This is a genomic window from Halobacteriovorax sp. (assembly GCF_041587335.1).
GTDB lineage: Bacteria > Bdellovibrionota > Bacteriovoracia > Bacteriovoracales > Bacteriovoracaceae > Halobacteriovorax.
The window spans coordinates 1-14,192 of the sequence record NZ_JBFGYP010000073.1; the positions used below are offsets into that span (position 1 = coordinate 1).

The window sequence follows — 14,192 nt, forward strand, 5'->3', positions numbered from 1 at the left end:
GAGATGGGATGCGATTTGCTGGCTCTACTCTTGATTATACTTCACTCTATCGTCTAGTCTCAGTATTGGAGCTTTTTAAAAGTGAAAATATAAATTCATCACTTATTCACAAACACGTACAGAGTTGTCAAAAGAGCTTTTTAGAACTTATCGATAAGCTTAATCATCCACAACTTAACAGAGAAAATCTCTTAATGAATAAGATTGATCATCACGGACATTTTTTGACATTCGATTTAGAAAGCACTGAAATAGCCGACTCCATAAGAAAGAGCTTAGAGAGCAATGGTATATTAACCGATTCAAGAAAGAATAGACTTCGTTTTGGATTTGCAATCTACCATGACAGTAGTGAATATACTCTAGATCGATTTAAGATATAATTACAATTGATCAGTACCTAGTCCAAATGGCATATTCACGCTTAAACCAAGACTAACTCCGCCCCCACGCTTATTTCCAATAATAAAGCCTGGGTCAATTTCTTTATATTTAAGAAGATTTGGGTAAAGATTTAGTCTCCAACTCATATCCTCACTCCCATTTATAAATAATGAGCCATCTAACTCACCATTTGTTTCATGAAATAAAGAAACAACAAATCTTCCTTTCTGCTCAAGAGGGTCAGTTAAAGACATTCCTCCACCAAAAGATATAACTCTATCTTCTAGGTATTGATAACTAATCCCTGCAATATTTTGCATTCCAAAATATATGAAAGGCCTTAACTTATTCTCATGAAACTGAAGAACCTTTGGCCTAGCGATATAATTTAAGCCAGTGTTAAAGAAATTATCAGACTTTAAAGACCAAACAGGTTGAAAATTCCAAGACTTCACTCCCATATCATCTAAGAGAAAGTTCATATAAGTTTCGTTGTAAGAGACAAAAAATGCGGCCAAATCAAATACATATAAGTCAGCAATATGATCATGACTGGAAATATCATGATAACTTGTCTCTAGCGCTTCATTTCCCATGTGGGCAGCATACGTAAATAAGAAAGACCACAGACCTGGCATAGGATAACCATGGTGCTCAAAATACTCCCTTAACTTCAAAGTGTCGTATGAGCCTCCAATAAAGTGAAGAGCTAAATTAGGGGCCACTCTTGATGTTAAAAACTCATCTTTAAAGAGCTTCTTGTAGCCACCATCTCTTCGAATACTTTTATCTGGATTTTTAACTCTTCTCCAAACTTCAGTCATCTTTTCAGAGAAATCATCCTGAGAAAACCAATAAGGATTTTGAATAACATCAAAGGTTCCATTGATGACATAAGTATAGGGTGTCCAGACTGAGTCCTTCTTTTCATCAAAGATTTTATACTCTGCAGAGGAAGCGCCACACATAAGAAGTGAGATTGTGAATAATATTATAATCTTCATAAATAGACCTTTTAGCTAAGTCCATCTTCTATATTTTTAATTATGAATTTTCAACTAAACATTAAAGTTGTTCAAGATTAGATAAATCAATACACCAGTCACTGATATATAGACCCAGATAGGAAAAGTTAAGCGAGCTAACTTCTTATGAGCTACATAGTTTTCTTTATAAGCATTCCAAAGAGTTGCTAGAACTAAGGGAACAAGCGGTACAGATAAAATGATATGAGAAATTAAAATAGTAAAGTAGATATACTTTATACTTCCAGTTGCAAGGAATTTAGTATCCCCATGAAAGTGATGGTACGTAATATAACTAACAACAAATAAAAAAGAAGACACTGTTGCAGAAATCATACATTTTATATGAAGAGACTTTTGCCCCTTCTTTATAAAATAATATCCACAACATAAGAAAATAAAAGAAATGGAATTTAAAAGTGCATTTGTTGCAGGAAGATGAGTCACCCAATCACTAGTCACAGTATGTGGTGTCTTAAAGTAAATTAACCAAACAAGAAATGATATTGTAATAAAACTAACAAGACCAATTACCGAATAGGCAGTAGTGTTATTCTGTTTCTTTAACATTATCAATTATTTCATTGAAGTTTCTATACTTAATAATCGTCTTATATAAATAATAGAAAGGAATGTAACAAAGTATAATAAATACAGAAAGAATATAGACTAAGTACTTATCTTTAGGATTTCCCATTGAACCCGCACACCCAGGACAGGCCTGAGCGCTTTCAATAAAGGTAATTAGGAATAGAAAAGTAATTAGTCTTAATTTATTCATATTATAGTAAGTAGATAAAAGTAAAAACTAAGATCCAAACAAGGTCAACAAAGTGCCAGAATAATCCAGCAAGCTCTAGTAGAGTATAATCACCTTTATCAAATCTTCCATCATATGCTAATTTCCACATGTAGATCAGGTAACAAACACCTGTAAAAACGTGTAGGCCATGAAAACCAGTAATCGCAAAGAACGTAGATGCGAATAAATTATTTCCATGCTCATAGTTAGCAAAAGTCATCCCTAGGGCATGAGATAGATGAATATACTCATAAACCTGAATACCTAGAAATATAACACCACCAAGAATTGTTATACCAAGCCAGTTTAAAATTCCTTTTCTATCTCTTTGCTTACAAGCATCAATACATAGAACCATTGAAACCGAAGAACAAATTAGAATAAAAGTCATAAAACCAGAAAGAGCAACTCCACCGAGAGCTTCTGCTGGCTGAGGCCAATGTCTAGTCCATCTTAAAACAGCATAAGCAATTAGCAGTCCAGAAAAAGACATCCCATCTGTTCCAAGGAATAACCACATTCCAACTTTATTTGGACTGGCTTTTCCAAAGTCTGGATCATTAGGAAAATCAATAATCCCTTCGTGAGCTACTACTTCCGTATTGTGTCCGGCCATATATTTCTCCTACATCTAGTAGATAGGATCCAGATATACTGGACCCTTAATTTTTATTTCTGGTTAGGTGAAAACTTATCTTCACCGATTTCTTGTAAGTATTTAACTAAAGCATCCATTTGTTTCTCAGAGTCTCCACCAAATACTTCTGGATCCATACTCTCTCCATCTTCCCAGAATGATGGCATCAGTGTCCCCTCCATAATTGCTTGAGGGTTACTTAACCATTTCTTAATCCAAGATGGACGTAGACGTTTCTTCGCATACTTTAAGTTCGGTGCTGATGGCTCAGTAGTACTTCCAGGTAAACCTGCATGACAAGTATTACAACCAAGAGATTCTATTAACTTTAAAGCTCCTCTTCTCTCACCAGGCAACCATTCAACTTTTGCAGGAAGATTTTCAAATGTCTTCTGCTTAGACTTATGCTGGAACATTGCTACAAGTTTATTTCTCTCATCATTTGAAAGATTAAACGATGGCATTCTAATTGGAGTAGCTGCAAAGTCTTTATCAAAGTGTCTAATTGGGTAAACATTACTTAAGAAGTAGTTAAACCAATCAGATTGAACTCTATGACCTTGACCATTAAGTCTTGGTGGACCTTGGTTAATATCATCTTCATAAAGAGCTAGGATATCTCCAAAATCTCCATCAATCTGATGACAACCAATACAGTTATACTTAGTTACAACTTTCATACCTTCAGCAACAACCGCTTCATCTTTATCAAGTTGCTTAACTCCAGTTACTGGAACTCTGTCAGAAACCTGACCAAGAAGTGCTACCGTAATATCGCTTGCTTGCTTTTCAGTCATATTAAACTGAGGCATTCTAAGTAAATCTTTAAATGGCTTATCTGCACCGTTATCCCATCTTCTTGGGTTTAGTAAGTGAGCTTGAATCCACTTATCTCTACTGTGCTCAACCTTCTCATGACCGAAACCAAACTGAGTTAAAGGCTTAGACCCTAACTTAGTCAATTCTGGACCAATAGGAGCTCTTCCTTCAAATCCTTCAATATTATGACATGAATAACAACCATACTTACCAACAGATCTATAACCTAGCTCCATTGTTCTTTCATGATCACTCATCTTATCAAGTCTTGCCTTAGCAACATCTGCTGGATCAAAAGCTGAGAAGTACTCTACAAGTAATTCATCTCTAAGATCTTTATTGATCCCCTCAAACTTAAGTTCTTCAAACTTTTTATTCTTCTTAGACATTAGGTAAGCTGTAATATCGTTAGCTTCTCTATTAGTTAGTCTGAACGAAGGCATAATAGTGTCTTCTTGGTAATGTGATGGCTTTAACAACCATGAAACCATCCAATCAGGACTCTTTACCTTAGATCCAATTCCAGAAAGGTGTGGCCCAACATAAGCATCAACCTTTTTAGACTCTGGCGCGAAGTCTTCAACACCATGACAACCCATACAACCTACTTGGCGCACAAGCTTCTTCCCTCTTTCAGTATTTCCACCTGAGTATTTTGCAAATGGCTTATACTTTTCAGATTTTTCAAATACAAATTCAGCAATTGCATTTACTTCAGTTACATTCTTTTTAACAAACTCAGGAGCACTGTTATTGCTCTGATTAAAGAACTGAGGCATTTTTGCATGCTTATTAAATGACTTTGGATCCCAAACCCAATTCATAAAGAACTCTTTGCTAACTTTTGAAGCAATCTTCTCTAAACTTGGACCTGGTTTTCTGTTATGCTCCCAACCTTCAATTTTGTGACAAGCGTAACAACCAAATTTTCTGATATTTCTTTTTCCATCATTAACAACTGTTCCCTCTGGAATATACTCAACATTATTGTGACATTTCACACAACCAGCTTCGTACTGACCCTTACGGAATTGAACGATTGGAACTTTATGTGGCTCATGCCAGTTGTACTTCTCTTCCCACTCTTTCTTTTGAGCATCACTATGAGGCATGTGAGCTGCAGAATTGAAGTCATTAACTCTATGTCCTTCACCACCATGACAAGTTGTACAACCAAATTTCTTCATTGGATGTTTTCCCTTTGCTCCAACCATTAGGTCTAAGTTAGGGTGAGTTTTATATGGATTCGACTGCTCTTCATATCCTTCTTTATCGATGAAAACGTGACAAGTCATACAACGGTCCACCTTTGGAACGTGTCTGAAGTATCTATCATCAGTAATATTATCAAGAACAACTTGTTGAATCTTTAAAGTTGGATCCATGAAATCAATAAACGGTAAATTCCTAAGAACAAAAACAGGATTTACATTTAACTGATCTTTAGCACCTTGAAGAAGATCTCTCTTTCCAATAATACTTTGAATACTTTTTTCAGTATCAGTAACTTCTTTATTATAAGATCTGATTCTTCTATTTAATTCTTTCTCTTTAGCTTGAAGAATTTTCTTTCTCTCAGAAGAGTCTGCAAACTCTTTTTTCTTAACTTGAAGTTTAGCGTATAAATCATCAGCATTACTTGCATGCTCTGCGTGAGCTACACCATACTGAAAGCCAACAGCAGAAACTTGAGAGTTAGCAATACCACCAACAATAGTTTCATTCTTTAAGTCTTTCTTAACTAGCCTTAATTCTTCTTGAGCCTTAAGAATATCTTCTTTACGAGAATCCACAGTCTTTTGTGATGCTTCTAACTGCATATCAAGCTTTGCAAGTTCATCCTGACTAATTTCTTCTTGTGCTGCTTTTATATCTTTAGCAATTTTTTCTTTCTTTATTTGCATCCCTTTTAGCTGAACAGCTTTCCATGGACGAATATAGTCATCAAGAAAAACCCAAACAACAGTCACTAAAAATGCAACAGAAAGAAATGCAAAGATCTTATTAAGTTTCTGCATATTCCAAGCCATACCTGGCTCTTGCTTCTTACTCATCAGTATTCCCTTTTTTCACACCCGAGGGGTTATAAGTTTAATTCCCACTCTGGTAGTGCAACAATATATTTCAAGTTAATTAACCATCTTAAAACCATCTTTATTGGTAAACTCATCATAATAATGAATAAGAAAATAAAGATGTAATATCTAATTGCTCCAGATTTCTCATAAAGCTCTTTACCTATTTTCAACTTAAGTGAAGCTAATGGCAGAACTACAAGATATCCAACAGTAGCAAGTATTCCAAAGATCTCTCTTAATAGAATATTCTTTGGCATTGGAACATTTAATATTTTAATCCAAACGTATTCAGATAAATTAATATTATATTCAGCTACAACCTTATGAAAATCCCAATACTCAAACGGTCCATAGAATGTCCAGTTTGGTCCCCTCAAGAATGTCCCTACAATAATTAGATAGATCCAAAGAACTAACCAACCAAATAAGAATGAAGTAATAGCTAATTTTCTCTCTACGAAAGTGTAGTAACCATTCCCCTTAGGGTTCATGTCAATATATGGAATAGCAATTAAACCAACAACAATAATCCCAGGAAGAATAACTCCGGCCATCCAAGGGTCAAAGTAAACTAACATTTCTTGAAGACCAAGGAAGTACCATGGTGCTTTCGCTGGGTTTGGTGCCCAAGTAACGTTGGCAGGCTCTTCAAGAGGAGCTTTAAAGATAATCGCCCAAACAACTAAGAAAATTGTTGTAGCAATAATGACAAATAGCTCAGTATAAACAAGGTTAGGCCAACACCAAACTTTCTCTCTATTTTCAGGAAGAGCTTCAATTGGACACTCACCTGCTTCAATTCTCTTATCATTCTCAGCACACTTATAAAGACTAAGCCACGTTAAGAAAGTAAGAAGTATTATAATAATATTGATCGGAATATTATCCGGCCAAAGTATAATTTTAATAAAGTTAGGGTCTGCACAAAACCAAGCAACGATTGGAAGTATTACTGCCAATCCCCAATATGCAAATTTCTTTGTCCCAACAACCTTATAATATCTAATCATCAAGAAAAATAAGATTGTGAAAATTGGAAACGATCTAATTGGATCAGCTAACCAGTTAATTAATTCTTTCATTTCATATCCTTAAAATTAAAAACTACCAACTAAAGTGGAGCCGAAATCCCACCGTCTTTTCTTACTCTCCAAAAGTGAACCGCAATAAGCACACCAACAACAAGTGGTATAAATACACAGTGAAGAATATAGAATCTTAATAGTGCTGGCTCACCAACAAAACGTCCCGCTAGTAACTGAAAACGTACGTCGTTTTTATCTGAAACCATTACAAAGTCACCAATCTGAGCAAGCGCCGCACCTGGACCACCATGACCCATGAATGGAGTTGCTTTTGCCATATTCGCCCCAACTGTAATCGCCCAAATTGCAAGCTGATCCCAAGGAAGAAGATAACCAGTGAATGATAATAATAGTGTTAACACTAAAAGGATTACACCAATACCCCAGTTAAATTCACGAGGTGGTTTATAAGAACCAGTCATAAAAACACGGAACATATGTAACCAAACCGTAATAACCATGGCGTGAGCACCCCATCTATGAATCTCTCTCATAATACCGAGAGGAACGTGCTCTTTAAGTGCGATGATATCATTATATGCATACTCAGCAGTTGGTCTGTAATAGAACATTAACAGAAGTCCTGTCACAGTAAGTGCTAAGAAAATAAAGAATGTAAGTCCACCCATACACCATGTGTATCCAAGCTGAACACCAGACTTCTTTAACTTTATTGGGTGTAAATGAAGAAACACGTTACCCGCTACAACACTTGCTCTATTACGAGCATTATCCGGAGGTCCATGTCTAAATATAGACTTCCAAACTTGTGTTTCACGAACTTTTTGTGCCAAACCTTTTTCTGACATCTTTTCTACCTTTGAAGTTATTTCACTTTCTTTATATTAAAATTAAACGCTTAAAAAAGAGTTTGGGTTATCCCACTGACCTTTCTCAGCACGGAAAACCTTTGTCTTATCAACTTTTATTGTCCCCTCAGCAGTGAGAGAAATTTTATATCTTTCTAATGGACGTGGAGCTGGACCTTCAAAATTAACACCAGTCATATAGTAACCAGAACCATGACATGGACACTTAAACTTAAGCTCCGATGGTAACCAGTTAGGAATACAACCAAGGTGAGTACAGATATTAGAAAGAGCAACAAGCTTACCTTCTTGCTTCACCATCCAAACACCAAAACCATTCTTCCATCTCTCATCAACGCCTTCTTCATAATCACCAGGTCTTCCAGCAATGAAGTCCATCTCAGGATCAAAGTTAACGTTAGGATAAGAAAAACGAAAAGCTAAAGTAGCAAGACCTGCACAAGCGGCAGAAAAAGCAATCCAAGCTACAGAGAGGTAACTAAAGAACTCTCTACGATTTAAACTTTGTTTCATTTCAGTACTCATTCTCAAACCTTTAAAAAGTTTAATACCCCGAAAACCAAGCTCTTTTGCTTCGTTAACAGGGTTTATTTAATATTAATTCTAAAAAATTACGTAGTTAGATTATGCCGACAATGTCTTAATTTTTCAATTCATTTAAAACTTGCTGTGCTTTTGTTGTAACTTTTGGATTATTATTCTCCTTAATTACACTCTGCACAAGGCTAATCATCTTATTCCACTTCATTTTTTCAATTGCATTCAATATATTTAGTTTTAAATTTGTTACCTGATTAACATCAAATGAGCTACTAGTCCCTAAATCTAAAACTTGCTTAATCATTGGAATTGCAGCTTCATTCTTATAGTAGATCAATGCTGTTGCAGCAGAATATCTAACTGCAACACTATCATCTCTTAAGCTTCCAACAACTAAGTTCTCAACGGCCTTAGCCTTATGAGTACCAACCGCTAGAACTACCGCTTGTCTAATAGCATGATCTTCATCTTTAAAATAAGGAGTTAATGACTCCCAATTAAAATCAATACCTTGTGGCATATTTCCAATTGCTACCAGCGTATGGAAACGAACATCTGAACTCTTATCTTTTAGTGCTGCCTCAAGTATCGGAAAGGCAAGTTCACTTCTTAAGCCACCTAGTGCCACAACAACAAAATCTCTAGTTCTTGGGTCTGGCGAATTAGTGTAAACATCTGAAAGGTTCTCAACTAGCCATGGGATATCCTCTTCAGGAATCTGCGAAGAGCCAATTTTTTTACTTAGTTCGTAAGCAGCAATCCACTTATTTCCAAAAGCCTTGGACTGGAGTTCACGAACATGGTCTTTATAAGATGATTCTGTAGAAAGCATCTTTGTTACACCAAAAATAATTAATGCCCCAACTAATACAATAGCAATTGGCACGACCAAGCTTCCTACAAAAGGATTCTCTAGTAACTTTTTGTTACCTTTTAATACTAACTTCTTTGGTTCTTCTTCTGAATTTGCCATCGAATTGAGCCTTTTCAATTGCCTATTATTGGACTATGTTCATTTTCAATTTAATAATGCTTTTAGTAGCAAATCTACACTACTATGACAATTGAATAAAAACTTATACGGACACAGAAAATGGCAAATTTACTTAGAACTTTGATCTTAATCATGGTTGGCACAGTCTTACTCACTGCTTCAAAAGCCCTAGGCTATGATTTAGTCGAACTTTCTCATATTCACCTAGCTATCATGGTTTTTATTTATACTATTTTCGCTCAAGCTTTTGTGATGTTCTATTTTATTGGAGTTGCAAGGCTTGTAAATAATATTGATCTAATTTTGCACTCTGAGAGTAACTTAGGGGAACTTTTTGAAGAAGCACCTGAAGATTTAGGGCCATACATCAAAAAAGTAAAAAGATTTGTTCACGAAGCAGATCTTTGTAAAAGACAAACAATCCCGTGGACTATTTTAATGCTTATCTTGGGGATGATTGGTTTTCTCTTAGGAGCTGCTCACGATACTGGGCTTGTTGCAAAAACAACTCACTCAGGTGTTATCTACGGCTTCATTGCTTCTATGCTTATTGGCTTTTTCAGACAATGGTACTACCTAGGCAAGAGCCATGTTTTACTAAGAAAAGTTAAAGGCCTCTTTGAAATTCCTGACGGACAAATGTAAAAATCTACTTACACTTATCTAAGGCCTTATCTAGAGGAGAGCAATAACCTTCTCTCTTCTTAACCTTGTTAGTAACTTCTTCAGTTTTCTGATTCACATCTTCTTTTATTGCTTGATTAGTACTTGAAGAACAAGAAGTAATAAATGCTGCAAGCATTAGAGAACACATAATTTTTTTCATAATCTTTTCACCCATATAAATACTTTATTTTTCCCAGGAGGATTTCTTACAGTTCTAGTTCGACTTTCATAAATAACTGTATCATCCACTTCATCGACTTGTGCCATAAACTCTTTAAGCTTTGCCCTTGGAACATAGAGGTTATAATAATAACCTCCAGGAACGGCTAGGCCTGGCTTAACATTATCAACCTGTGTAACTTCATATTTCTTTAATAAATCATCAAGGCTAACACGGACTCTATCCGTATCAACAGACTTCATCATTACTCGATACACTTTTGTATTTCCGTACCTTGAATCTCTATATCCACGCTTTCTTAATTCTTCATACTCAGATTGCTCTAATCCAGCAATTTCAAAATCTCGAGGAAGAGAGTCCATTGATGTCAGAACAACCTCCGACTCCACTTCAAATCTATCTTCCTCGACAAGAACTTCACCTAACTGGCTAGCAGAGTCATCAACCTCTTCAATAGCACCAATATTTAGAGGAAAGGATTTTTCTTCTTCTGTCTCAGCAGGCTTGAAAGTTAAGTTCTTATCTAACCATTTAAACTGAGGTTCATAAACAGAAATTTTTTCAGTTAAGTATTTTTCAAAAGACTGGTTCCCATACTTTAAAATATAGAAAATTCCGGTCCCTATAACTAACAAGACAAGAACTTCAGCAATAAATACTGCCTGCTTCTTAATAGAGGCATTTTTTCTAATCTTCGTTAGATTAAATTCAGGATGAAAAAGGTCCTTTTTCATTTTTTCTAAAAATATAGACCACTCATCATATAGAGTAACTTCTAGAGCAGGCATGATCTCTTCTTCGTGGCTTCCTCTAAAAATTTCTTCTAGATTAAACTTCTCTCTTAAATCTTTAAACTTACAGTAGATATTTGGGGAGGCTTTATTTCCAACTTGAAATACTTCAGAAAAGTAATCTTCATAATGAGGATACACCTCAACAAAGAATACTCTTAAAGTTGATGCAAGCTCAGAAACTCCCATATTTAATTGCTTAGAGAGATCAAGGATTGTTATTTCATTTTTTATAAATATAAAACTTATAAACTTATCACGTACCCACTGAAACCAAGATATTATTGGTCCAATCTTCGTATTTGAAGTGGCGTAATCAAATCTTGCAGAAACTTGAACCAAAGAGAGTCCATCTAAGAAGAATAGCTTCCAGAATTCTTCAAATTCATTTTGAAATCGCCCTTGCCATGTAATAGATTCAATATTCAAACCTAGCCAAGAGCGAAACTCATCAAAATCTTCTTTATGAACTAAGATGTTTTCCATTTATATTTTCTAAACCTTTTTAAGTAATACAGCAATTCCTTGCCCTCCACCGATACAGGCAGAAGCAATTCCAAATTCTCCCTTAACAGCATGTAATTGTCTAGCAAGCGTTAAAGTAATTCGTGTTCCTGAAGCACCAAGAGGATGACCAAGAGCAATTGCTCCTCCCCAAATATTTAACTTGGAATCATCTAAGTCTAAATCTTTAATGCATGAAAGTGTCTGACCTGAAAAAGCCTCATTAATCTCAACAAGATCAATATCTTTTAATTCCATCTTGTTAGCTTTTAATAATTTCTTAATCGCTGGACTAGGCCCTATCCCCATAATTGTTGGATCTACACCTACTACACACCCATCAATAATTTCAGCCATCGGAGTTAGGCCATTTTCCTGACAGAACTTTCCAGAAGCAAGTATAACTGCCGCTGCGCCATCAACGATTCCAGATGCCGAACCTGGAGTAACAACTCCACCTTCCTGGAAAGATGCTCTAAGTTTATTCATATCAGCAATAGAAGCATTCTCTCTTAAGTGTTCATCTTTCTCACACACACCTCTTTTTAGAGTCACAGGAGTAATCTCACCTTGTAGATGTCCATCACTATAGGCCTTTGTAGCTTTTTGATGTGACTTAAGAGAGTACTCATCACACTGTTCTCTAGTGATACTAAATTTTTTAGAGAGCTTCTCAGCTGTAATCCCCATTGGTGATTTAGTGTACTTATCAGTTAGAGAATCGAGTAACATATCCACACTCTTTAGTGGTCCGTATTTCGTTCCAAATCTTCCTCCATAAGTTAAATGAGGAACAAGGGACATATTTTCTGTCCCTGCAGCAAGAACACATTCATGCTCACCTGTCTTAATCATTCTAAATCCATCAAGTATTGACTGAATACCCGACCCGCAGAGTCGGTTAACATTATAGCCAGGAACTTCTTCAGGGCAACCTAACTTGAGAGCAAGATGGCGACCTCCATAAATAGTATCCGTTGTAGAAGTGACGACATTTCCAAGTATAACATGCTGAATTTTATCGGGACTCAGGCCAGAATCTGCCAGTGCTCCCTCTGCTGCTGTCACCGCAAGGTCAACAGGAGATATGTCTTTCAGTGATCCACCAAACTTACCAAATGGTGTTCTCTTACCGCTCACTAGGTATATTTTACTCGAATCAATAGACGTCATATTTGCCTCCTTGTAACAACTAGTACTGATCTCGTAAAATTATAGTGTCGCAGAGTACATATCTGCAAAACATTTTCTCGTGAGTCTAATTATGACAAATATTACCCATCTCAAAGCTTCAAGATTTAAAGAGGCAGAAGAAAAGAGATACAACTCAGAACTTAGAAAGCTCAGAGATGAGCATGAGAGAGAGTTTGGTAAAGAAATTAAGAAAAATGAAACACAGCTAAGTCGATTAAAAGATAATTATGAAAAAAAAATCAATTCACTTGAAATAGATTTAGAACAAAAATTAACAAACGTTAGATCGAAACAAAGCCAAAGTATAATGCTTGAAAATGAGAGACTTAGAGAAGAGTTACAGAATCTAAAAAAAGCTCATGATGATCAAGTAAATGAAGTCAAAGAAAGCCAAGAGACAGAGATTCAAAACCTTGTTGAGTCACATCAAAATACAATTGATAATGCCCGCCAAAGATATATGAAAGAAAAAATGAAGTGGGAAGAAGCCTAATACCTGGAGATAGACTATGGATGCGAATAACACACCAAATGGAGTTTTTATTAATGGAAAAGCTCAAATAATTGAAATGCTCCAAATAATGCCAGAAGAGGAAAAAGCAACACTCTTTAGAAATATTCAAAAAAGAAATCCACAGCTAGCTGCTGAACTTCTAGAAAAGAGTATTTCTTTCAATGATATCTATAAATTGAATGAATTTGACTTGAAGACACTTTGCCGAAATGTTCACTCAGGAGTTTTTGGTGTGGCAATTAAGGCCTGCTCAATTGAGTTTCAAAAGAAGGCCCTTTCATCTCTTCCAAGAGAGTATGCTGAGAAGGCGTATCACGCAATGAAGGCCAGATTAAATAATGAAAATGATTCTATTTCAAAAGCTAGAGAAAAAATTGTTCAAACAATTGCAACTCTAAATAGAAGGCAACAAATTAAGCTTAACTAAATCAATAATAGAAGAGGTTCTCTAAAGACCTCTTCTACTTCTATATTCTTTCAATGCATCTCTCATTTCTTTTTGTTGTACATTATTTAAACTAAAATCATTCTCTACTTCATTAGATACAACTCTATGTTCACGCATCAATTCATCCACATCACGCAGCCTATCAGTCAAAGTGATCATTATATTTGTAACCCACTCAGGACAATCTTTTAGTACTTTTCTTATGTCTGACTTTTTGATCATGTACACTTCAGTTTCTTCTAAAGCAATAGCTGAAGCGTATCTCTTTTCATCGTTAAACATTGAAAGAACTCCAATAAAGTCCTTCTCACTAGTCACTCCGAGAGAATGAATCGACCCCTGGTCTTCTTTAACAAGAAGAACTTTTCCACTTGCAACTATATATAGGTAAGAGGACTTCTCCCCTTCGTGAAATAGAACTGATCCTTTCTTAATCTTAACAATATCTCGAAACTGATCTTCCTTAGATAAATCGTTCATCAATACTTCCCTTTATTGCCACTCCGTAACGAAGGCCATACGTAGAAATTTCAAATTCTGAAACATTTAAATGTTTCGATAACTCACTTGCAACTAAAGAGCCGCCGTAGATACTAAAAGCTCTCTTACCACAAATAGGATAGCTCTCGAGTATCTCTTGTGCAGACTTATGCTCTATCTTCGATTTCAATGTATTCAGCTGCTCAGTTGAAAAAGAAAA

16 protein-coding genes and 2 pseudogenes are annotated in these 14,192 nt (G+C 35.7%); 4 read left to right on the plus strand and 14 right to left on the minus strand.

Annotated features, from left to right (window positions below; translation table 11 throughout):
• Positions 1 to 383 (plus strand): annotated as a pseudogene (locus ABX784_RS10790) (selenocysteine lyase); the annotation flags it as partial.
• Here the strand turns inward: ABX784_RS10790 and ABX784_RS10795 are convergent.
• The 9 genes from ABX784_RS10795 to ABX784_RS10835 all read right to left on the minus strand — a co-directional run bounded on the left by ABX784_RS10795 (position 384) and on the right by ABX784_RS10835 (position 9,173).
• A complete protein-coding gene (locus tag ABX784_RS10795) occupies positions 384 to 1,388 on the minus strand; it encodes a hypothetical protein (protein ID WP_372655048.1) in 1,005 nt (334 codons plus the stop codon). It abuts the pseudogene before it with no gap.
• A gap of 54 nt (positions 1,389 to 1,442) precedes the next feature.
• Entirely contained in the window at positions 1,443 to 1,979 is a 537-nt protein-coding gene (locus tag ABX784_RS10800) for a DUF420 domain-containing protein (RefSeq protein ID WP_372655049.1), read from the minus strand.
• The gene (locus tag ABX784_RS10805) at positions 1,960 to 2,190 is read right to left on the minus strand and encodes a hypothetical protein (RefSeq protein ID WP_372655050.1); all 231 of its coding nucleotides are present in this window, start codon (positions 2,188 to 2,190) and stop codon (positions 1,960 to 1,962) included. The genes ABX784_RS10800 and ABX784_RS10805 overlap by 20 nt, the downstream gene beginning before the upstream one ends.
• 1 nt (position 2,191) lies before the next feature.
• Positions 2,192 to 2,827 (minus strand): heme-copper oxidase subunit III, encoded by a 636-nt coding sequence (locus tag ABX784_RS10810; RefSeq protein WP_372655051.1) that lies wholly within the window; start codon positions 2,825 to 2,827, stop codon positions 2,192 to 2,194.
• A gap of 53 nt (positions 2,828 to 2,880) precedes the next feature.
• The gene (locus tag ABX784_RS10815; protein WP_372655052.1) at positions 2,881 to 5,721 is read right to left on the minus strand and encodes a c-type cytochrome; all 2,841 of its coding nucleotides are present in this window, start codon (positions 5,719 to 5,721) and stop codon (positions 2,881 to 2,883) included.
• A gap of 29 nt (positions 5,722 to 5,750) precedes the next feature.
• Positions 5,751 to 6,827, minus strand: a complete 1,077-nt coding sequence (locus tag ABX784_RS10820; protein ID WP_372655053.1) for a cytochrome C — start codon at positions 6,825 to 6,827, stop codon at positions 5,751 to 5,753.
• A gap of 29 nt (positions 6,828 to 6,856) precedes the next feature.
• Positions 6,857 to 7,639 (minus strand): cytochrome b N-terminal domain-containing protein, encoded by a 783-nt coding sequence (locus tag ABX784_RS10825; protein WP_014242929.1) that lies wholly within the window; start codon positions 7,637 to 7,639, stop codon positions 6,857 to 6,859.
• A gap of 42 nt (positions 7,640 to 7,681) precedes the next feature.
• The gene (locus ABX784_RS10830) at positions 7,682 to 8,173 is read right to left on the minus strand and encodes a ubiquinol-cytochrome c reductase iron-sulfur subunit (protein WP_372655054.1); all 492 of its coding nucleotides are present in this window, start codon (positions 8,171 to 8,173) and stop codon (positions 7,682 to 7,684) included.
• Between the two features lie 127 nt (positions 8,174 to 8,300).
• Complete coding sequence (locus tag ABX784_RS10835; protein ID WP_372655055.1) at positions 8,301 to 9,173, minus strand: HEAT repeat domain-containing protein; 873 nt, start codon at positions 9,171 to 9,173, stop codon at positions 8,301 to 8,303.
• A gap of 120 nt (positions 9,174 to 9,293) precedes the next feature.
• Here ABX784_RS10835 and ABX784_RS10840 point away from each other — a divergent pair, with 120 nt between their 5' ends.
• A complete protein-coding gene (locus tag ABX784_RS10840; RefSeq protein ID WP_372655056.1) occupies positions 9,294 to 9,839 on the plus strand; it encodes a hypothetical protein in 546 nt (181 codons plus the stop codon).
• A 4-nt stretch (positions 9,840 to 9,843) separates the two neighbouring features.
• Here ABX784_RS10840 and ABX784_RS10845 read toward each other — a convergent pair whose 3' ends face one another.
• From ABX784_RS10845 to ABX784_RS10855, 3 genes are read right to left on the minus strand one after another with little or no spacing between them, the layout of a single operon-like run.
• The gene (locus tag ABX784_RS10845; protein WP_372655057.1) at positions 9,844 to 10,020 is read right to left on the minus strand and encodes a hypothetical protein; all 177 of its coding nucleotides are present in this window, start codon (positions 10,018 to 10,020) and stop codon (positions 9,844 to 9,846) included.
• A complete protein-coding gene (locus ABX784_RS10850) occupies positions 10,017 to 11,318 on the minus strand; it encodes a hypothetical protein (protein WP_372655058.1) in 1,302 nt (433 codons plus the stop codon). Before ABX784_RS10850 ends, ABX784_RS10845 begins: the two co-directional genes overlap by 4 nt.
• A 9-nt stretch (positions 11,319 to 11,327) precedes the next feature.
• A complete protein-coding gene (locus ABX784_RS10855; RefSeq protein ID WP_372655059.1) occupies positions 11,328 to 12,509 on the minus strand; it encodes a thiolase family protein in 1,182 nt (393 codons plus the stop codon).
• Positions 12,510 to 12,600: 91 nt separating this feature from the next.
• Between ABX784_RS10855 and ABX784_RS10860 the strand changes: the two genes are divergently transcribed.
• Complete coding sequence (locus ABX784_RS10860) at positions 12,601 to 13,023, plus strand: hypothetical protein (protein ID WP_372655060.1); 423 nt, start codon at positions 12,601 to 12,603, stop codon at positions 13,021 to 13,023.
• 16 nt (positions 13,024 to 13,039) lie between these two features.
• Positions 13,040 to 13,471: a FliG C-terminal domain-containing protein gene (locus ABX784_RS10865; RefSeq protein ID WP_372655061.1), complete on the plus strand. Its 432-nt coding sequence runs from the start codon at positions 13,040 to 13,042 to the stop codon at positions 13,469 to 13,471.
• Between the two features lie 21 nt (positions 13,472 to 13,492).
• Here the strand turns inward: ABX784_RS10865 and ABX784_RS10870 are convergent, their stop codons facing one another.
• Together ABX784_RS10870 and ABX784_RS10875 are read right to left on the minus strand one after the other, a co-directional pair.
• On the minus strand, positions 13,493 to 13,972 hold the full coding sequence (locus ABX784_RS10870) for a Crp/Fnr family transcriptional regulator (protein WP_372655062.1): 480 nt from the start codon (positions 13,970 to 13,972) through the stop codon (positions 13,493 to 13,495).
• Positions 13,956 to 14,192, minus strand: a pseudogene (locus ABX784_RS10875) (hypothetical protein); the annotation flags it as partial. The pseudogene ABX784_RS10875 and the gene ABX784_RS10870, both read right to left, overlap by 17 nt.

Excerpts from the sequence above, each read along its gene's own strand:
- ABX784_RS10795 (WP_372655048.1), bottom strand. The coding sequence starts at position 1,388 with ATGAAGATTATAATATTATTCACAATCTCACTTCTTATGTGTGGCGCT.
- ABX784_RS10800 (WP_372655049.1), bottom strand. The coding sequence starts at position 1,979 with ATGTTAAAGAAACAGAATAACACTACTGCCTATTCGGTAATTGGTCTT.
- ABX784_RS10805 (WP_372655050.1), bottom strand. The coding sequence starts at position 2,190 with ATGAATAAATTAAGACTAATTACTTTTCTATTCCTAATTACCTTTATT.
- ABX784_RS10810 (WP_372655051.1), bottom strand. The coding sequence starts at position 2,827 with ATGGCCGGACACAATACGGAAGTAGTAGCTCACGAAGGGATTATTGAT.
- ABX784_RS10815 (WP_372655052.1), bottom strand. The coding sequence starts at position 5,721 with ATGAGTAAGAAGCAAGAGCCAGGTATGGCTTGGAATATGCAGAAACTT.
- ABX784_RS10820 (WP_372655053.1), bottom strand. The coding sequence starts at position 6,827 with ATGAAAGAATTAATTAACTGGTTAGCTGATCCAATTAGATCGTTTCCA.
- ABX784_RS10825 (WP_014242929.1), bottom strand. The coding sequence starts at position 7,639 with ATGTCAGAAAAAGGTTTGGCACAAAAAGTTCGTGAAACACAAGTTTGG.
- ABX784_RS10830 (WP_372655054.1), bottom strand. The coding sequence starts at position 8,173 with ATGAAACAAAGTTTAAATCGTAGAGAGTTCTTTAGTTACCTCTCTGTA.
- ABX784_RS10835 (WP_372655055.1), bottom strand. The coding sequence starts at position 9,173 with ATGGCAAATTCAGAAGAAGAACCAAAGAAGTTAGTATTAAAAGGTAAC.
- ABX784_RS10840 (WP_372655056.1), top strand. The coding sequence starts at position 9,294 with ATGGCAAATTTACTTAGAACTTTGATCTTAATCATGGTTGGCACAGTC.
- ABX784_RS10845 (WP_372655057.1), bottom strand. The coding sequence starts at position 10,020 with ATGAAAAAAATTATGTGTTCTCTAATGCTTGCAGCATTTATTACTTCT.
- ABX784_RS10850 (WP_372655058.1), bottom strand. The coding sequence starts at position 11,318 with ATGGAAAACATCTTAGTTCATAAAGAAGATTTTGATGAGTTTCGCTCT.
- ABX784_RS10855 (WP_372655059.1), bottom strand. The coding sequence starts at position 12,509 with ATGACGTCTATTGATTCGAGTAAAATATACCTAGTGAGCGGTAAGAGA.
- ABX784_RS10860 (WP_372655060.1), top strand. The coding sequence starts at position 12,601 with ATGACAAATATTACCCATCTCAAAGCTTCAAGATTTAAAGAGGCAGAA.
- ABX784_RS10865 (WP_372655061.1), top strand. The coding sequence starts at position 13,040 with ATGGATGCGAATAACACACCAAATGGAGTTTTTATTAATGGAAAAGCT.
- ABX784_RS10870 (WP_372655062.1), bottom strand. The coding sequence starts at position 13,972 with ATGAACGATTTATCTAAGGAAGATCAGTTTCGAGATATTGTTAAGATT.